At 66.4% G+C, this 16,379-nt stretch carries 22 protein-coding genes; 5 read left to right on the forward strand and 17 right to left on the reverse strand.

All coding sequences use genetic code 11. From position 1 onward, the window contains the following. Window positions 1-7: 7 nt before the first annotated feature. From BSZ14_RS10935 to BSZ14_RS10945, 3 genes are read left to right on the forward strand one after another with little or no spacing between them, the layout of a single operon-like run. A complete protein-coding gene (locus tag BSZ14_RS10935; RefSeq protein ID WP_076710943.1) occupies window positions 8-439 on the forward strand; it encodes a VOC family protein in 432 nt (143 codons plus the stop codon). Continuing rightward, window positions 436-738 (forward strand): polyhydroxyalkanoic acid system family protein, encoded by a 303-nt coding sequence (locus BSZ14_RS10940; protein ID WP_076710944.1) that lies wholly within the window; start codon window positions 436-438, stop codon window positions 736-738. Before BSZ14_RS10935 ends, BSZ14_RS10940 begins: the two co-directional genes overlap by 4 nt. Before the next feature lie 2 nt (window positions 739-740). Beyond that, the gene (locus BSZ14_RS10945) at window positions 741-1,277 is read left to right on the forward strand and encodes a GNAT family N-acetyltransferase (RefSeq protein ID WP_042489586.1); all 537 of its coding nucleotides are present in this window, start codon (window positions 741-743) and stop codon (window positions 1,275-1,277) included. On the opposite strand, the gene BSZ14_RS10950 is transcribed toward BSZ14_RS10945, so the two are convergent. After that, window positions 1,261-2,586: a PQQ-dependent sugar dehydrogenase gene (locus BSZ14_RS10950; RefSeq protein ID WP_076710945.1), complete on the reverse strand. Its 1,326-nt coding sequence runs from the start codon at window positions 2,584-2,586 to the stop codon at window positions 1,261-1,263. The genes BSZ14_RS10945 and BSZ14_RS10950 overlap by 17 nt on opposite strands. Window positions 2,587-2,826: 240 nt before the next feature. On the opposite strand from BSZ14_RS10950, the gene BSZ14_RS10955 reads away from it, so the two are divergent. Further along, window positions 2,827-3,657, forward strand: coding sequence for a hypothetical protein (locus tag BSZ14_RS10955; protein ID WP_076710946.1), 831 nt, complete (start codon window positions 2,827-2,829; stop codon window positions 3,655-3,657). Between the two features lie 286 nt (window positions 3,658-3,943). Continuing rightward, the gene (locus tag BSZ14_RS10960) at window positions 3,944-4,216 is read left to right on the forward strand and encodes a hypothetical protein (protein ID WP_139330419.1); all 273 of its coding nucleotides are present in this window, start codon (window positions 3,944-3,946) and stop codon (window positions 4,214-4,216) included. A gap of 66 nt (window positions 4,217-4,282) precedes the next feature. Here BSZ14_RS10960 and BSZ14_RS10965 read toward each other — a convergent pair whose 3' ends face one another. The 16 genes from BSZ14_RS10965 to BSZ14_RS11040 form a co-directional block, all read right to left on the reverse strand. Continuing rightward, entirely contained in the window at window positions 4,283-4,723 is a 441-nt protein-coding gene (locus tag BSZ14_RS10965; RefSeq protein ID WP_076710948.1) for a GNAT family N-acetyltransferase, read from the reverse strand. Further along, entirely contained in the window at window positions 4,720-5,625 is a 906-nt protein-coding gene (locus BSZ14_RS10970) for a hemolysin family protein (RefSeq protein WP_076710949.1), read from the reverse strand. The genes BSZ14_RS10965 and BSZ14_RS10970 overlap by 4 nt, the downstream gene beginning before the upstream one ends. A gap of 9 nt (window positions 5,626-5,634) precedes the next feature. Next, window positions 5,635-6,150, reverse strand: coding sequence for an rRNA maturation RNase YbeY (gene ybeY, locus BSZ14_RS10975; RefSeq protein ID WP_076710950.1), 516 nt, complete (start codon window positions 6,148-6,150; stop codon window positions 5,635-5,637). Beyond that, window positions 6,147-6,560, reverse strand: a complete 414-nt coding sequence (locus BSZ14_RS10980) for a type II toxin-antitoxin system VapC family toxin (RefSeq protein ID WP_076710951.1) — start codon at window positions 6,558-6,560, stop codon at window positions 6,147-6,149. Before BSZ14_RS10980 ends, ybeY begins: the two co-directional genes overlap by 4 nt. Further along, entirely contained in the window at window positions 6,557-6,826 is a 270-nt protein-coding gene (locus BSZ14_RS10985; RefSeq protein WP_076710952.1) for a type II toxin-antitoxin system VapB family antitoxin, read from the reverse strand. The genes BSZ14_RS10980 and BSZ14_RS10985 overlap by 4 nt, the downstream gene beginning before the upstream one ends. A gap of 14 nt (window positions 6,827-6,840) precedes the next feature. Beyond that, window positions 6,841-7,839, reverse strand: coding sequence for a PhoH family protein (locus BSZ14_RS10990; RefSeq protein ID WP_042489596.1), 999 nt, complete (start codon window positions 7,837-7,839; stop codon window positions 6,841-6,843). Window positions 7,840-8,244: 405 nt separating this feature from the next. After that, window positions 8,245-9,567, reverse strand: coding sequence for a tRNA (N6-isopentenyl adenosine(37)-C2)-methylthiotransferase MiaB (miaB, locus tag BSZ14_RS10995; RefSeq protein ID WP_076710953.1), 1,323 nt, complete (start codon window positions 9,565-9,567; stop codon window positions 8,245-8,247). A gap of 177 nt (window positions 9,568-9,744) precedes the next feature. Next, window positions 9,745-10,137 carry a hypothetical protein gene (locus BSZ14_RS11000; RefSeq protein WP_076710954.1) on the reverse strand — a complete coding sequence of 131 codons (393 nt, stop codon included), beginning with the start codon at window positions 10,135-10,137 and terminating at the stop codon, window positions 9,745-9,747. Between the two features lie 63 nt (window positions 10,138-10,200). Beyond that, entirely contained in the window at window positions 10,201-10,947 is a 747-nt protein-coding gene (locus tag BSZ14_RS11005) for a lysophospholipid acyltransferase family protein (protein ID WP_076710955.1), read from the reverse strand. Next, a complete protein-coding gene (locus BSZ14_RS11010) occupies window positions 10,947-11,369 on the reverse strand; it encodes a Fur family transcriptional regulator (protein ID WP_042489602.1) in 423 nt (140 codons plus the stop codon). Before BSZ14_RS11010 ends, BSZ14_RS11005 begins: the two co-directional genes overlap by 1 nt. A 98-nt stretch (window positions 11,370-11,467) precedes the next feature. Further along, complete coding sequence (locus BSZ14_RS11015) at window positions 11,468-11,938, reverse strand: GNAT family N-acetyltransferase (protein ID WP_076710956.1); 471 nt, start codon at window positions 11,936-11,938, stop codon at window positions 11,468-11,470. Next, the gene (tsaB, locus tag BSZ14_RS11020; RefSeq protein ID WP_076710957.1) at window positions 11,938-12,588 is read right to left on the reverse strand and encodes a tRNA (adenosine(37)-N6)-threonylcarbamoyltransferase complex dimerization subunit type 1 TsaB; all 651 of its coding nucleotides are present in this window, start codon (window positions 12,586-12,588) and stop codon (window positions 11,938-11,940) included. The genes BSZ14_RS11015 and tsaB overlap by 1 nt, the downstream gene beginning before the upstream one ends. Window positions 12,589-12,595: 7 nt before the next feature. Beyond that, window positions 12,596-13,186 (reverse strand): malonic semialdehyde reductase, encoded by a 591-nt coding sequence (locus tag BSZ14_RS11025; protein ID WP_076710958.1) that lies wholly within the window; start codon window positions 13,184-13,186, stop codon window positions 12,596-12,598. Next, complete coding sequence (locus BSZ14_RS11030) at window positions 13,186-13,758, reverse strand: NifU family protein (protein WP_076710966.1); 573 nt, start codon at window positions 13,756-13,758, stop codon at window positions 13,186-13,188. The genes BSZ14_RS11025 and BSZ14_RS11030 overlap by 1 nt, the downstream gene beginning before the upstream one ends. Before the next feature lie 118 nt (window positions 13,759-13,876). Beyond that, a complete protein-coding gene (locus BSZ14_RS11035; RefSeq protein ID WP_076710959.1) occupies window positions 13,877-15,673 on the reverse strand; it encodes a methyl-accepting chemotaxis protein in 1,797 nt (598 codons plus the stop codon). Between the two features lie 113 nt (window positions 15,674-15,786). After that, a partial coding sequence (locus tag BSZ14_RS11040; protein WP_076710960.1) for an aspartyl/asparaginyl beta-hydroxylase domain-containing protein occupies window positions 15,787-16,379 on the reverse strand: 593 nt, incomplete at its 5' end.

The following is a 16,379-nucleotide window of genomic DNA, read 5'->3' on the forward strand; positions in this document are numbered from 1 at the left end:
TTCCCATATGACCCTGCGCCCCTTCCACCTCGCCTTCCCGGTCCATGACCTGACCGCTGCCCGCCATTTCTACGGCGAAGTGCTGGGCTGTCCCGAAGGACGTTCGAGCGATCACTGGATCGACTTCGACCTGTTCGGTCATCAGATCGTCGCGCATCTCGATCCCGCCGCGAAGGCGGTCGCGGTCGAGAGCGCGGTCGACGGCCACCGGGTGCCGGTGCCGCATTTCGGCGTCGTCCTGACCATGGCCGATTGGCGGACGCTGGCGGCGCGGGTCCAGGCGGCGGGGGTGCCCTTCGGCATCGATCCTCACATTCGCTTCCAGGGTCAGCCGGGCGAACAGGCGACGATGTTCTTCCAGGACCCCAGCGGCAATGCGCTGGAGTTCAAGGCCTTTGCCGACGACGCGATGCTCTTTGCCACGGAGATGACCGCATGAGCGCCCCCATTTCGCTCGATATCCCGCACAAGCTTGGCAAGGAGGGCGTGCGCCAGCGCCTGGACGGCGGCATCGGCAAGATCGGCCGCATGATCCCCGGCGGCGCGACCGTCGAGCATCGCTGGGACGGCGACACGATGCACTTCACCGTCGGCGCGATGGGCCAGTCGATCGGCGCGCAGGCGACGGTCTATGAGGACAAGGTCCATGCGGTCGTAAACCTGCCCGCCTTCCTGTCGCTGTTTTCCAGCCAGTTGGAGGCGGTGATCCGCTCGGAAGCGCCGAAGCTGTTGAAGTAGCCGTGATCGGCCTAGGCGCAGAGGGCGGGGAACTGACCGAAGCCGATGCCCCTGCCGTAGCGGACTTGTTTGTTCGTTGCGCCGACTATTTCCTGTTGCAGGACGGCGTGATGCCGGAACCAGCCGATGCCGTCGCGCTATTTGCGGACGTTCCGCCGGAGAAGGCCACAGGCGATCAAGTGGTCTTGGGCTGGCGCGATGATCGTGGCCTATACGCCGTCGCGGCGGTTCTTCGTGATTATCCGGGCGACGGCATCTGGTATCTCGGCCTGTTGGTGGTGGATGCCACCCGTCGCCGACTTGGTATTGGTCGATCTCTTTATGAAGCGATCGAGGCGTGGGCCGCAGCACGTGGTGCGCGACACATGCGATTGGCCGTACTGGAAGCCAATGTGGCAGGAGAACGCTTCTGGCGCGCGCTGGGCTTTGAGGAAATTCGCCGCGTCGGCCCTGACAAGTTCAAAGAGAAACGCCATTGCCGGGTCGAACTTGGTCGCTCCATAACAAGGCGTTTCTCTGAATTCACTTCGCCGCGCTGACCTTCCACACCACGTTGCCGACATCGTCTGCGACCAATAAACCGCCGGTCTTGTCGACGATCACGCCCACCGGCCGCCCCCGCGCCTCGCCCTTGGCGTTCAGGAAGCCGCCGACCACCTCGACCGGCTTGGCCTTCGGTACGGGGAACGCTCCCGCAAAGGGCACGAACACGACCTTGTAGCCCGAGGGGGGCTTGCGGTTCCACGAGCCATGCTCGCCGATGAACGCGCCGCGCGCGAATGTGTCGCCCAGCTTCGCGCCCTCGGAGAAGGTCAGGCCGAGCGCGGCGACGTGCGGCCCCAGCGCATAGTCGGGGCGCTTCACATATTGCTGGAGCGGCGGATTGGTCGGCTGGACGCGATTGTCGGGATAGCCGCCCCAATAATACCAGGGCCAGCCGAAGTGATCGCCGAATTCGATCTGGGTCAGATAATCGGGCACCAGGTCGGAGCCGAGCATGTCGCGCTCATTGACCACGGTCCACAGCCGCCCGTTGACCGGGTTCAGCGCCATGCCGTTCGGGTTACGCAGCCCACCCGCATAGACTCGCCAGTTCTTGTCCTTTGGCCAGACCTGCAGGATCGCGGCGCGGTTCTTTTCGGCGCCCAAGCCGTTTTCAGCGATATTGCTGGCCGAGCCGACCGACACGAACAGCGTCTTGCCATCGCCCGAAGCGATCACGTTGCGCGCCCAGTGATTGCCAGCCGGGCGCAGGGGCACGACCTTTTCCGGCTTGGCGGTGATCTTCGTCGCACCCTCCTGATACGGCACGCGGACCAGGGCGTCGGTGTCGGCGATGTAGAGCTGCCCGTCGAACAGCACCATGCCGAAGGGCGAATTCAGCCCGGTCAGGAACGGCGTCTTCACGTCCGCCACGCCGTCGCCGTTCGTGTCGCGCAACAGGGTGATCCGGTTGGCCGACGGCACCGCCGCGCCTGCCCGGCCGAGGAAGACGTTCATCACCCGCTGCACGATCCCCGAACTGGGCCGCGGCGGCGAGTTGGTTTCGGCGACCAGCACATCGCCATTGGGCAACTGGTACAGCCAGCGCGGATGGTCGAGGCCGCTTGCAAAGGGCTGGATGGCCAGGCCCGGCGCGACGCTGGGCTTGGCGCCGTTCGCCCAGCCGACCGGCTTGGCGATGTCGACCGTGGGTATCGTCTGCTCACGCGGTGTCTCGATCGTCGGACGCGCGCCCGCCACCTGATCGACGCTCAACCGCGCGGTGTCGGGCCAGGCGAGCCAGGTGACGACACCGATACCGATCAGGACGATGATGCCGAGGACGATCAGGACATGTTTGCGCATGGTGGAAGGATAGGCGGCGCGCGGCGCGGGGGGAAGAACCAAGGCGCGCAACGATCGATTTTTTACCGCGATACCCGATCAATACATGATCGTGTCAGATATGATCGGCAGGGACCAAGATGCGCGTAGAATTTAGGCGAGTAAATCCAAGTATTTCCGCGTCTTTCGAAAAATTCTCGCAAAATATGCGAATCGGGAGCATAGCTGTTGCGATTCCATCGATCGGGGGGTGTTGGGGTGTTGAAGAAAATCAAGGTCCTGGCGACGATCCTGCTGCTGCCGACGGCACAGGTCGTGGCTTCACCGCAATCAAAAACTCAGGTTCCGGCAAAGGAAAAGGCCGGTGAACCAGCCGATGTCGTTGTGCAGGGCAATAACGATCGCAAGGCACCGCCGCCACCGGGGATCAACAAGATCATTACCGGGCAGAGCTTCGCCATGGTCGGCAGTCGTTCCGCAGCCTTCGCCAAATGCGCGAAGAACATCGATGCGCAGATGCTAGGGCCGCTGATCGATGGTGAAATGAACAGCGCGCCGCAGACCTATGCGCTGGACCGGATCATCCGCGCCAATGCGAGTTGCTATTCCGATCTACCCTTCGCCAGCGCGCCGCCGCAGCTGGGCGAATGCAATCCGGTGGCGCAGCTCGATATCGTGACGTGCCGCAACCTGTATGATCGCGGTGCGCTGCTGGAGGAGGCGATGGCCCGCTACGCTCCCGATGCGACGCTGACCGAGGCGGAAGTGAACAATCCGGCCGTTCAGCAACGGCTGAACATGCGGGAAGCGGGGCGCAACGCGCGGCGTATCCCGACCGATCGGCTGCTGTTCCAGATCGGTATTTGCATGACGCGGCTGCGCCCCGACCTGGTGACCCGGATGGTGCAGGCGCATGGCGATTCCGCGTTGCAGGAACGCCTGACGCTGATGGTGCTGGACCAGACCCGCCCCTGTGTCGGCAATGCCAAGAAGGTGACGATGGAGCCGGTTCAGCTCCGCTATTATCTGGACGACGCCTTTTACCGCTGGGTCGTGGCGGCACGGGACGTCGGCACGCTGCTCCAGTCCTGACAAAAATTTGGCCGCCGGTGCCAAGGGGAGCGCACCGGCGGCCGTCGAAGGCGCGAAAGTCAGGGAGTTTTCCCGCGCCCTCGAACTCGGGAGCCTAGGCTTCGAAGTTCTCTCCCATAGGGCAGGCGATCCGATCGGGGTAATGTAATAAGATGGGATCTGTGATCGATTGGCTGATTTTCGGGTGGAGGTTGCTTTCCGTCCGAAACGAACCCATCGGCCGTTGTCCGGCACCCGCCCGTGCCTACACTCGGCCATGCCACAGGGCATGTTCAGGGAGGCCAAGATGAAGAAGATTGCGCTGTCTATTCCGGGGTTTGCCGCGCTGGCGACGGTTGCCATCGCGGGAACGGCATCGCCGGTTCTTGCGGCGCCAACCTGTCAGCAGGAGGTGGAAATCCGCTGCTCCGGCTATGATTTCAATGGCCGGCCGCGACTGGACATCCATTATTCGAGCTATGATGAATGCGTCGAACGCGAGACGGAGACGCGCTGCACCGCGCCGCGCGATGGTTCGCAGACGGCCAGTCTGATGCGCTTCCGGTATCAACAGGCATAAAGACGGGATGGGCGGTTTGTCGGATCGTCCGACGAGCCGCCTGCTCCCTCGCTCCGCCAACAGCGTTCAGAGTGTCAGCACCATATCCCAGCGATCCAGCCCTGGCCCATATCCATCCGCGGTCACGCTCCAGGCACGAAAGCCCAGCCGCTCGTAAAACGCCCCGCTATGCTGGCTGGTATCCAGCAGGACTTCGCACACACCTGCGTGGGTCGCTTTGTCCAGCCTTGCGCGAACCAGTGCGGTGCCGATGCCCTGTCGATGCAGTGTCCGGTCGACCATGCCCCAGCAGAAATGCGCGGTCCGGCCGTCCGCGCCGATCGCCATGCCGCTACAGCCGATGAGGCGGCCGTCCCGCTCCGCGACCTGAAACTCCCATTTCATCGCCCCGTGATCTAGGAAATGGGCGAAATCTGCGCGCTCGGAGGGTGCGAAATAGGGGGCGCTGTTGCCATCGAACAGCGCCAGGCAGGCGTTTCGGTCTTCCGCCCGGTACGCGCGGATCACTCGTCGACCGTGGCCACCGCCGGATGCAGGCGCAGGCGGTGGATACGGCGTTCGTCGGCCTCCGTCACCTCGATCCGCCAGCCGCTGGGATGGTCGATACAGGTGCCGACTTCCGGCACCTGCCCTGCCAGCACGGCGGTCAGGCCGCCCAGCGTGTCGACATCCTCCTCGGCCTCTTCGAGCTGCGGGTCGATGGCGCGGCCGACTTCCTCCAGCCCGACGCGCGCATCCGCATCCCACGCCCCGCCGTCGAGCGGTATGAGCAGCGCCTGGGGCGCGTCGTCATGCTCGTCCTCGATCTCGCCGACGATCTCCTCGATCAGGTCCTCGATCGTCACGAGGCCCTCGGTCCCCGAATATTCGTCGAGCACGACGGCCAGATGCACGCGCTTCTGGCGCATGTCGGCCAGCAGGTCGAGCGCGCCGCGCGACATGGGCACATAAAGCGGATCGCGGATCAGCCCGGCAAGGGTGGCGGGATGCTCCGCGCCGGTCGCCAGGATGTTGAACACGTCCTTGATATGAACCATGCCGATGATCTGGTCGAGCGTCTCGCGATAGACGGGCAGGCGGCTGTGCCCGGCCTCGGCGAAGATCTGGACCAGATGGTCGAAGGTCGTCTGTTCCTCGACCGCGATGATGTCGGCGCGGGGTACGCCCACGTCGCCGGCATCACGCTCGCCGAAATGCAGCAGGTTGCGCACCATCTGCCGCTCCAGCGGGGTCAGGTCGCCCTTGGCATCGGGACCGGGATCGCCCTCATGGCGGTCGATCGCGTCTTCAAGCTGGTCGCGCAGCGACTCTTCCTGCTCACCGCCGAAGATCAGGCTTTTCAGCCCGTGCCAGATGCTGGATTCGTTGGAGTCACCGTTGCCGGTGCTGCTACTGGGGCCGTCGGCCATCGGGGGATGTCAGTCCTCGCGCACTAGATAAGGGTCGTCGATGCCGAGACTGGCCAGCGCGTCGCGTTCGATCGCCTCCATCGCCTCTGCCTCGTCATCGTTCATATGGTCATAGCCTAGCAGATGCAGGACGCCATGCACCAAAAGATGAGTCGCATGGGTCTCGGCGGAAATCCCGCGCTCGGCCGCTTCCGCGATGCAGACGCCGTGCGCGAGCACGATGTCGCCCAGCAGGACCTCGCCATCGTCCGAATTCTGCGTCACCGTCTCGATCAGGTCGGGCTGCACCATCGGGAAGGACAGGACGTTGGTCGGCTTGTCCTTCTGCCGATACTGGCGGTTGAGCGACTGAACCTCGTCGTCGCTGGTCAGCCGCACCGAAATCTCGATCAGCGCGGGCGTGGTCAGCAACGGGCCGTACGGCGTCCGCTCGATCGCGGCGCGCGCGGCGCGGGTGGCGAGCGCCTCCCAGCTCTGCTCGTCGCCCGACCAGGGGTCTTCGTGGATCAGCGCAATCTCGATCATCGGGGCCTTTCCGGATCAGCCAGGTCAGTAAGTGCGAAATCGTCGCCCTTGTACAAGAGTTCCGCGCCCTGGCTATGCGCGCAGGCATAGGCGAAACAATCACCCATGTTGAGGCGGGCGGGGTGGTGACCCTTGCCGTAGCGGGCATGGGCGATGACGGCCTGCTCCACCTCCTCGGCGCCGATGGGTATCAGCCTTAGGCCAAGCGCGGTACGAAACCTTTCGACTTCGGCCCAGGCCAGTTCGACGCTGGTATCCCGAGCACGACGGACTGCGGCCATCGTTTCCCAGAGCGCGACGGCGCTGGTCAGGCGCTGGTCATGATGGTCCAGGCGATCGGCAAGCGAGCCGACATCCGGTTCCTTGAGGATGATCGCAACCAGGGCCGATGCGTCGACGAACAGGGTCACAGGCCGCCCGAAAGATCGTCGTAAAATGCCTTGTCGATCACGATCCCTGTTGGTGGCGGCAGCGACGAGGTGCGGTGCAGTTCGGCGATGACATCTCGCAACGGTCGCCGTTCCGGCTGGGCGGCTAACCGGTTCGCCAACAACTCCGCCAACGCCCGCCGGATCGCCTCTTCCTCACTGACGCCCAGCCGCTCGGCGGCGCGGGCTACCTGCTCGCGCGTTTCGGAGCCCAGCGTCAGCGGGGGATAGGGATCGCGTTCGGCCATGACCGCATCCTATCTCAGGCGTTGGGTCCTTCATAGGCATCGACGATCCGCCCTACGATCGGATGGCGGACGACGTCGGCGGCGGTGAAGCGGCTCATCGCGATGCTCTCGATACCCTCCAGGCGACGCACCGCATCGGCCAAGCCCGAAGCCGCGACGCCGCCGGGCAGGTCGACCTGGTTGGGATCGCCACAGATGACCATGCGGCTGTTCTGGCCGAAGCGGGTCAGGAACATCTTCATCTGCGCGGGCGTGGTGTTCTGCGCTTCGTCGAGGATGACGAAGGCATCGGCCAGCGTCCGGCCGCGCATGAAGGCGATGGGCGCGATCTCGATCTCGCCGCTGGCGATGCGGCGCTCCACCTGCTCGGCGGGCAGGCAATCGTGCAACGCGTCGTAGAGCGGGCGCAGATAGGGATCGACCTTCTCCTTCATGTCACCGGGCAGAAAGCCCAGCTTCTCGCCCGCCTCGACCGCGGGGCGCGACAGGATCAGGCGCTGGACCGACCCGGTGATGAGCTGCGCCACCGCCTGCGCCACCGCCAGATAGGTCTTGCCGGTGCCCGCCGGGCCGAGCGCGAAGATCATGTCGTTGGACACGAGCTCCTTCATGTAATGCGCCTGGGCGGGGGTGCGCGGGACGATCGTCTTCTTGCGTGTGCGGATCATGACCGACGGGGTCGAGCTGCGCTCGGCGCTGAGGATGCCGTCGAGCGTCGGCTCGGACGCCATCGCGATCGAGGCGTCGACCAGCCCGGTATCGACCTCCTCGCCGCGCTGGATGCGGGCATAGAGGTCGTTCAGTACGTCGCGGGCCAGCGCGACCTGCTCGGCGGTCCCCTCCAACCCGACGCGGTTGCCGCGTGCGGTGATGTAGACGCCCAATCGATTCTCCAATGCGACCAGATTGCGGTCATATTGGCCGAACAGCTGCGCCAGCACTTGCGGCTTGTCGAAGCTGAGTTCCGCCCGGCTGCGTTCACCGGCCTGGGCGGGGAGGGGCTTGCGGCTCATGCGGTCCTTTCACCGTCAGTAGGTTTCCCCAAGATGGGGAGGCAAGGAGCGGAACGCCAGCGAAATTGCGTGACATAGGCGTGACGTTTGCAAGGTTTTTTGGTGCGCAGAGGCGCAGAGGGCGCGGAGAAGAAGAGCCCGGCGCGGCGGCCGGGAGACATTCTTTTTCCTCTGCGTCCTCTGCGCGGTCAAAAAATCTGTTCGCGCGAAGACGCGAAGACGCGATGATGGCGGGTTCGGCCGTAAGGATGGCTCCACCCTATCAACCGTTCTGATATGTCTTCCGTTCGCGATGACGGGATGCGCGGCCCACCGGTGCTACCACTTCGTGTCTTCGCGGCTTCGCGTGAACAATAAACGGGAGCGTGGGCTTCTACCTCGCTCAGTCCGAACGGAGGATGGGGATCAGGCCGCCGCCTTCACCTTGGCCTGGCCGGTCAGCGAGTTCGGTCCGGCCGCGACCAGTTCGACCTCGACCAGGTCGCCGATCTGGTGGTCGCCGATCAGGTGCACGGACTGCAACCAGGGCGACTTGCCGAGCATCTGGCCGGGCAGTTTGCCGCGCCGCTCCAGCAGGATGGTGCAGGTCCGCCCGACGCTGGCCAGATTGAACGCATGCTGGTCGCGATTGAGCGCGGCCTGCAGGCGCTGGAGCCGGTCGTCCATCACCTCAGCCGGGACCTGATCCGCCATCGTTGCGGCCGGAGTGCCGGGGCGGGGCGAGTATTTGAAGCTGAATGCCTGGGCATGGCCCATCGCGTCGACCAGGCTCAGCGTGTCGGCGAAGTCCGCCTCGGTCTCGCCGGGGAAGCCGACGATGAAATCGCCCGACAGCGCGATGTCGGGGCGCGCGGCGCGCACGCGGTCCATGACCCGCATATAGCTGTCGCGCGTATGCTGGCGATTCATTGCCTTCAGGATGCGGTCGCTGCCCGACTGGACCGGCAGATGGAGGAAGGGCATGAGGCTTTCGACATCGCGGTGCGCGTCGATCAACCCTTGCGTCATGTCGTTGGGATGGCTGGTCGTATAGCGGATGCGGTGCAGCCCGGGAATCCGGTCCAGCTCGCGGATCAGGCCGTGCAGGCCGCGATCGTCCGCGTCGTTCCACGCATTGACGTTCTGGCCCAGCAGCGTGATCTCGCGCGCGCCCGCATCGACCAGCGACCGCGCCTCGTCCATGATCGCCGAGAAGGACCGGCTGACCTCCGCACCGCGCGTATAGGGAACGACGCAATAGGTGCAGAATTTGTCGCAACCCTCCTGCACGGTCAGGAAGGCGGACGGGTTCACCTTGCGGCGGCCGGGCAGGTGGACGAACTTGGACTCGACGGGCATGTCGGTGTCGAGCGCGGCTTCGCCCGCCGCCGCCCTGGCGACCAGATCGGGCAGGTTGTGATAGGCCTGCGGGCCGACGACCACATCGACCTTGGCACGGCGCACGATCTCGGCCCCCTCGGCCTGGGCGACGCAGCCCGCGACCGCGATCATCGGCTTGCGACCCTGCTCGCCCGCATCCTTGCGCAGGCGGCCGATCTCCGAATAGACCCGCTCGGTCGCACGTTCGCGGATGTGGCAGGTGTTGAGCACCACCAGATCGGCGGCGCTGGCATCGTCGGTCGTCGTCAGCCCTTGCGCGGCCATCAGCTCGGCCATGCGCTCGCCGTCATAGACGTTCATCTGACAGCCGAAGGACTTGACGTGAAAGGTCTTGGGAGATGCGGGCATGACGCGGCCCTTATCGTAAATCGACCGCGCTCGCCAGCGTTCCGCTATTCCTCCCCTGCAAGGGGAGGGGGACCATCCGCAGGATGGTGGAGGGGTGTCACCCCTATCGAAAGCGCGGCACCCCTCCGTCAGGGCTTCGCCCTGCCATCTCCCCTCACAGGGGAGGAATGCTTTTTGTCAGCCCTTTGGCAAACAGACCCGCGTTTCGTCGGCCATCTCGCTGCTCTGGCGATAGCGGACGGTGAAGGCCGAATAGGCGGCGTCAAGGGCCGCCTGGGGCTTGGTCGCGCCATAGCGGGTGATCGTCACCGCTTCGGTATCGGTGACGGCGGGGCCGCCAGCCCCTCTGGTCACCACGCGGACCAGCATGGTGCGGGTCGGATCGTTCTGGCTGACATACCAGGCGTTATGCGCCGCCATCGCCTTGGCGAAGGTCACCCACTGGCCGGGCTTGATCCTGTTGTGACGGATCGTCGCGGGGACCGTGCCGCCGGGGCAGGGATTGGCCATCTGCGCGGTGGCGGCGGTCGTGGTCAGCAGGCTGGCGGCAACGAGAATCGTCTTGAGCATGGCGTCCCCCCGGAATGGCGCGCCGATCCTATCCCGGGGGTTCGCCGCCGGCGATGTCGGATATCAGGCGCCGACGATCCGCCTGCGCGTATCGGCCGCGATCGCCTTGCGATCCGGGAAGCCGGCGGGGTCGAAGGGTTCGAGATAGTGCAGGGTCACCGTGAATCGCCCCCGCCGCCGCAGCACGCGCTTGGCATGGGCGTCACCCGGATCGGTGCCGAGCCACGCGATGTCGCGGGCGACCGTGCCATAGTCGATCCGCACCGGCTGCACCCGAATGCCGGGCAAGGGCGGGACCAGCGCCGCGAACAGCGCGGGCTTGAACGGCAGGACGGACAGGTCGTCGCCGGTGGTCCCTTCGGGAAACACCGCAAGAGGTTGGCCTTCAGTCAACGCGGATCGGATCGCCGCGACCTGATCGCCGACCCCCAGCCGGTCGCCGCGCTCGACGAACAGCGTGCGATTCAGCCCCGCCAGCCAACCGACCAGCGGCAGCGCCGCCACCTCCGCCTTGGCGACGAAGCGCGTTCCCGACGTGCCCGCCAGCAGCAATATGTCCATCCAGCTCAGATGATTGGCCGCGATCATGACGTTGCGGCGCTCGGGCGTGCCGGTAACGCGAATGTCCGCGCCCAGGATCATCGCGACCCGGCGCAGGAACCGGGGCGGCCACGGCGAAGCGCGTCCGACCAGCCGCCACGTTCCATGGAGCGTCAGCGCGATCAGCAGCACGCCCAGGATACTCAAAAGGCGACCCGCTGCACGCAGGCCGCCCTTGTTGTCGGCGTCGATGGGGACGGCGACCGCCATCAACTCTTGCGGTCGAGGCTGACGCCGTAAAGCTCCATCCGGTGATCGACCAGGCGGAAGCCCAGCTTCTCGGCGATCGCCTTTTGCAGCTGTTCCAGTTCGGGATCGACGAACTCGATCACCCGGCCGGTCTCGACATCGATCAGATGGTCGTGATGCGCCTCGGGCGAGGGCTCGTAGCGGGCGCGGCCGTCGCCGAAATCATGGCGGTCCAGGATGCCCGCTTCCTCGAACAGACGGACGGTGCGGTACACGGTCGCGATCGAGATGCCGGGATCGATCTTGGCGGCGCGCTCATAGACCTTTTCCACATCCGGATGGTCCTCCGCTTCCGACAGGACGCGGGCGATCACGCGGCGCTGTTCGGTGATGCGCAGTCCCTTTTGTGCGCACAGCGCTTCGAGATCGATTTTGCGGGCCATGGTAACGTCTAACTCCTCGGGCGAACCCCTCTCTACCCCCAAAGGCTAATTGCGAAAAGAGGATAGCGACTCGCAATAACCTGGAAACAGTGATCGGGTCAGCCGATGGGGCGGGTGTAGGTATGCGCGTCGTAATGCCGCCCGTCCGCGCCCTTGTAATAATTGCGCCGCTCGCCGCACTTGGCAAAGCCGTGGGTCGCATAGAACAGGATGGCCGGGTTGTTGGAGCGCACCTCCAGATGCAGCGTCTCGACGCCGTGCGCGGCGCAGTCGGCGACGACCGCCTCGACCAGACGGCTGCCGATCCGCGCGCGGCGATGGTCGGGCGCGACGCCCAGCAGCAGCAATTCCGCTTCGTCCAACACCGCGCGGGTCAGTGCAAAGCCCGCCGGTTCCTCGCCCGCCTCGGCGATCAGCAGCTTGATGCCGGGCAGCGCCATCACGCCGAGCAATTGCGAGCGGGTCCAGGCCTCGCCCCATTGCGGGTCGAAGGCCGCGGCCATGACCTGTTCGACGACCCCGGCGTCGCGCGCGTCACCGGGGCGAAGCGAGATGCCGATACTGGCCATCAGGCCGCCCCGAGACCGACGGCGTCGGGCGGGGTGATGCCACCGGGTAGCTTGGCGTCAGGTGCGCGGCCGTAAACGGGGCGCGGGGGCAGGGCGGTGAGGTCGGCGGGAAGCCGCCAGGCCTGCGACGCATCCGGCAGCACCTCGACCACCATCAGGTCGGGTGACAGCGCGGTCAGCCAGCGCACGCCATTACCGATCGCGACCCGCCCCTCCAGCGCGGCAAGCGCGGCATCGGGCTTCATCGAGGCGAAGGGGGCGAGGGCAGTCAGATCGCGGGCAAAGGGCTGGACGAACACCTCGCCATGCCCGCCCTCCAGCACGACGGTCAGCGAGTCATCGTCGCGCGCGGCGAACCCGGCGGCGGCGACCAGCGCCAGCGACTGATAGCCGGTTGCGGTCACGCCCCAGCCCAGTGCCAGTCCGCGCGCCGCCGCGATGCCGACGCGGATGCCGGTAAAGCTGCCCGGCCCACAATCGACCAGAATGCGCTCTGCCCGGCCGCCATCGGGCAAGGCCGCGATCATCGGCACCAGCCGCTCGGCATGGCCGCGCCCGACCACGTCATGGCCATGCGCGACCACCCGGTCGCCGTCGAGAAGGGCGACCGAGCAGGCGGCGGTGGCGGTGTCGATGACCAGCGTGCGCAAGGGAGGCTCAGGCGATCCGGTTGGCTTGCTCGAACGCCAGCCGGGGGTTGCGCGGGTGCAGCTTCGACGTGTCGCCGTAACCTAGCGTCGCGATGAAGTTCGACCGAACGCCCGGCTGGTCGGCGAAGAACGCCTTGTCCACCGCACCCTGGTCGAAGCCGGACATCGCGCCGGTATCCAGCCCCAGCGCGCGCGTGGCGAGGATCAGATAGGCCCCCTGGAGCGAGCTGTTGCGGAAGGCCGAGGCCTCGCGCAGTTCGGTATTGCCCTCGAACCAGCTCTTGGCGTCCACATGCGGGAAGAGCTGCGGCAGGGTTTCGTGAAAGTTCACGTCCATGCCGATGATGACGGCGGCGGGCGCCTGGCGGATCTTGTCGGCATTGCTGTCCGAGGCGCAGGCCGCGAGCTTTTCCTTCGCCTCCGCGCTAAGGCACCAGACCATGCGCGCCGGGCTCTGGTTGGTCGAGGTCGGCGGCATCTTCATCAGATCCCAGATCGCCCGGATTTCGTCCTCGCCCACCGGCGTATCGAGATAATGGTTGAAGGTGCGCCCCTCGCGGAACAGCCGATCCAGGCTGGCGTCGTCGATCGGGTTCATCAGACGGCCCTGACTTCGGTGACTTCGGGCACATAATGGCGCAGCAACTGCTCGATGCCGTTCTTCAGCGTGGCGCTGGACGAGGGGCACCCGGCGCAGGCACCCTGCATCTTGAGGTAAACCTTGCCCTTGTCGAAGCCGCGATAGACGATGTCGCCGCCGTCATTGGCCACGGCCGGGCGCACGCGCGTGTCGATCAGTTCGCGGATCTGCGCGACGATGTCGGCATCCTCGGGATCGTCGGTGAAGCTTTCCTCTTCGACCGGCACCGAAAAGTCCGCCGCACCCTGGCGGAACAGCGGCATCTGCGCCGAGAAATGGTCGAGCAGGATGCCCAGCACATCGGGCTTCACATCCGACCAGTCGGTGCCGGGCGCGACCGTGACCGAGACGAAGTCGCGGCCGAAGAACACGCCGGTCACGTCGCCCAGGTTGAAGATCGCCTCGGCCAGCGGGCTGGCGGCGGCTTCCTCGGGCGAGGCGAAGTCGCGGGTGCCGCTGTCCATGACCTTGCGGCCGGGCAGGAATTTCAGCGTCGCCGGGTTGGGCGTCGGTTCGGTCTCGATCAGCATGACCCCCATGTGGCGCGGCTCGCGATGGGGATCAAGCCGGACGCGGGAAAGGATGCGTTTCCGCAGAGGCAATCCCGCTTTGATGCGCCTGCTTTGGCCGACCCGCTATGGCTGGCCATCAGAAAGCCGACCAATCCTCGTTCGCCGCGCGCCGGACGGGTATCGACACGACCCGTTCCTTCTCCGACTCGACGACGCGCAACGGCGTGGGTGCCATGTCGAGGACGAAGCGCTCGACCGCCTGCGACAATTGCTCCGCCTCGTCGGCCAGGCTGCGCGCGGCGGCGGTGGCCTGTTCGACCATCGCGGCATTCTGCTGCGTCACCATGTCCATCTGGGACAGGCTGCTGTTCACCTCGCCCAGCCCCTTGGCCTGGCGATTCGCATCGTCGGCGATGCCGGTCATCAGCGTGCCCAGCCGACCCATCCCCTCGTTGATCTTCTCCAGCGCCACGCCCGTCTCGCCGACCAGCGCGACGCCGTTCTGCACCCCGCTGGCGCTGGCCAGCACGCGCTGCTTGACGTCTTGTGCGGCATCGGCCGAACGCTGCGCCAGCGCGCGCACCTCGGAGGCGACCACCGCGAAGCCGCGTCCGGCCTCGCCCGCGCGCGCGGCCTCGACCCCGGCATTGAGCGCCAGCAAATTGGTCTGGAAGGCGATGCCGTCGATGACGCCGATGATCTCCTCGATCTCGGACGAGGCGCGCTGGATGTCGACCATCGCCGCCCTGGCCCGGACGACCACCGCGCCGCCGTCGCGCGCATCGGCGCGGGTCTGTTCCAGCGCATGCGCGGCATCGGTCGCGCCGGTCGCGGCGTGGCGGACGGTCGCGGTGATCTCGTCCATCGCGGCGGCGGTTTCCTCCAGGCTGGCGGCCTGCTGCTCGGTCCGCTGCGACAGGTCGTCGGAGGCCTGGCGAATGTCCATCGCGCCCGCCCGCACGCCGCCGGCCGCACCGACGACGCGCGCCATCGTCGCATGCAACGCCGCCATCGCCGCGTTGAAATCGCTTTTCAGCCGGGCAAAGGGCTCGTCCAGCGTCGCGTCGATCCGCGCGGTCAGGTCGCCCTTGGCGAGGGCCGACAGGCCCTGGCCGATGCTGGCGACGATCAGCCCGGTCTGGGCGGTCTTCTCCGCCTCGGCACGGGCGAGCTGGTCACGAAAGGCGACCATCGACCGCGCCATTTCCCCGACCTCGTCCTCGCGTTCGGCATGGGGAATGGCGCGCCCGGTCTGCCCTTCCGCCAGCAGCCCCATGGCTTGGCGCAGCTCGTGCAGCGGCCGGACGACGGTGCGCAGTGCGATGTACAGGCCGGTCGCCAACCCGGCGATGGCGAGCAGCACCGTCGCGCCGATCAGGATCCAGCGTCCCTGTTCGGCCACGGTATCGGCGCGGATATGCAACGCCTTCACCTCGCCGGTCAGCGCATCGATCCGCGTATCGGCGATCCTGGAGGCCAGCCGCTCGGCCGGGCGCACCCGCTGGCGGAAATGCGAAAGACCGGCCGCCCGGTCCCCCGTATCCGCAAGGCTGCCGACCTGGGCCAGTTCGTGGCGGACACGGGCCTGTGACGTAAAATAGGCGGGCGTGATCGCATAGCGTGCGGCATCGCTGCGCAGCGCGTCGAGCTGGTCGGTGAACTTGCCCAGCCGGGTGTCGAACTTGCCCTGGATCACCTGTCGCTCGGCGGGATCGCTTTCGATCACCAGATTGAGCGCATCGCGCTGCAAGGACCGGCTGAGCGAGCGGAGTTCGGCCAGTCGCAGCATCACCGCCTCGGCATGGGCGGCATCCTGGTTGGCGCGGGCAACGCGCCCCTCGGTCTGCAGGGTGACGGCCGACAGGATCGCCAGCAACAGCATCGACACCAGCACGGGTGCAATGAGGCGGGCTGCTACGCTCTTGATAAACATGACAATTCCGTGACAAAGCCGGGGCTGGCAAGCGGCGCGGCTTGTCGTTCGTCACGGGTTACCAAAAGGTTAATATAAAACCAATTTCATACCGCATCGGCCATGTCGGACAGTCAGGCCGTCTCGCCCAGCAGGTGCCGCAGGCTGTCCGCCACCGCGCGGCCAGGTTGGCGCAGCGGGCGGGCAAAACGCAGCCGCAGCACGATCCGCGCGCCCTCGGCTTCGTTCCACAATTCATGCGGATAGCTGTCGTCGAAGATCAGCGTTTCACCCTCGGCCCAGCGCACGATCCGATCGCGCACCCGCATCCGCGCGTCCCCGTCGCGCGGCACCGCCAGCCCCAGATGACAGGTCAGCAGCCCCTTGGTCGCGCCGCGCCGCATCGCGACATGCGCCCCGGGCGCGAGCAGCGCAAAGGCGGCGTCGTGCAGTCCCGGCACCTCGCCCAGCGCCGCGGTCGCCACGGGGCAGCGATTCGCCGTCTCGCCGCCCCGCAGCAGGGGCACGATCCGGCTGGTCGCCGCCGGACCCGATACCGCCAGCGCTTCGTCCCGGATCGCACGCCATTGCCGCCGCAGCCCGGCCGTCCAGGCGAAGTCGCGAATGTCGAGCACCGGGTCGTTGGGCACCAGCGAGGATGCGGCGATCACCCCGTCGAACAGCCGACACAGCGCCGTCAGCGCGGGATGGGGCAGGGCGGGAGGCG

It is taken from the genome of Sphingomonas sp. Sph1(2015) (genome assembly GCF_001970915.1).
Taxonomy (GTDB): domain Bacteria; phylum Pseudomonadota; class Alphaproteobacteria; order Sphingomonadales; family Sphingomonadaceae; genus Sphingomonas; species Sphingomonas parapaucimobilis.

Coding starts and splice junctions, on each gene's coding strand:
- BSZ14_RS10935 (WP_076710943.1), top strand. CDS start 8: ATGACCCTGCGCCCCTTCCACCTCGCCTTCCCGGTCCATGACCTGACC.
- BSZ14_RS10940 (WP_076710944.1), top strand. CDS start 436: ATGAGCGCCCCCATTTCGCTCGATATCCCGCACAAGCTTGGCAAGGAG.
- BSZ14_RS10950 (WP_076710945.1), bottom strand. CDS start 2,586: ATGCGCAAACATGTCCTGATCGTCCTCGGCATCATCGTCCTGATCGGT.
- BSZ14_RS10960 (WP_139330419.1), top strand. CDS start 3,944: ATGAAGAAGATTGCGCTGTCTATTCCGGGGTTTGCCGCGCTGGCGACG.
- BSZ14_RS10970 (WP_076710949.1), bottom strand. CDS start 5,625: ATGGCCGACGGCCCCAGTAGCAGCACCGGCAACGGTGACTCCAACGAA.
- ybeY (WP_076710950.1), bottom strand. CDS start 6,150: ATGATCGAGATTGCGCTGATCCACGAAGACCCCTGGTCGGGCGACGAG.
- BSZ14_RS10985 (WP_076710952.1), bottom strand. CDS start 6,826: ATGGCCGAACGCGATCCCTATCCCCCGCTGACGCTGGGCTCCGAAACG.
- BSZ14_RS10990 (WP_042489596.1), bottom strand. CDS start 7,839: ATGAGCCGCAAGCCCCTCCCCGCCCAGGCCGGTGAACGCAGCCGGGCG.
- miaB (WP_076710953.1), bottom strand. CDS start 9,567: ATGCCCGCATCTCCCAAGACCTTTCACGTCAAGTCCTTCGGCTGTCAG.
- BSZ14_RS11000 (WP_076710954.1), bottom strand. CDS start 10,137: ATGCTCAAGACGATTCTCGTTGCCGCCAGCCTGCTGACCACGACCGCC.
- BSZ14_RS11005 (WP_076710955.1), bottom strand. CDS start 10,947: ATGGCGGTCGCCGTCCCCATCGACGCCGACAACAAGGGCGGCCTGCGT.
- BSZ14_RS11010 (WP_042489602.1), bottom strand. CDS start 11,369: ATGGCCCGCAAAATCGATCTCGAAGCGCTGTGCGCACAAAAGGGACTG.
- BSZ14_RS11015 (WP_076710956.1), bottom strand. CDS start 11,938: ATGGCCAGTATCGGCATCTCGCTTCGCCCCGGTGACGCGCGCGACGCC.
- BSZ14_RS11025 (WP_076710958.1), bottom strand. CDS start 13,186: ATGAACCCGATCGACGACGCCAGCCTGGATCGGCTGTTCCGCGAGGGG.
- BSZ14_RS11030 (WP_076710966.1), bottom strand. CDS start 13,758: ATGCTGATCGAGACCGAACCGACGCCCAACCCGGCGACGCTGAAATTC.
- BSZ14_RS11035 (WP_076710959.1), bottom strand. CDS start 15,673: ATGTTTATCAAGAGCGTAGCAGCCCGCCTCATTGCACCCGTGCTGGTG.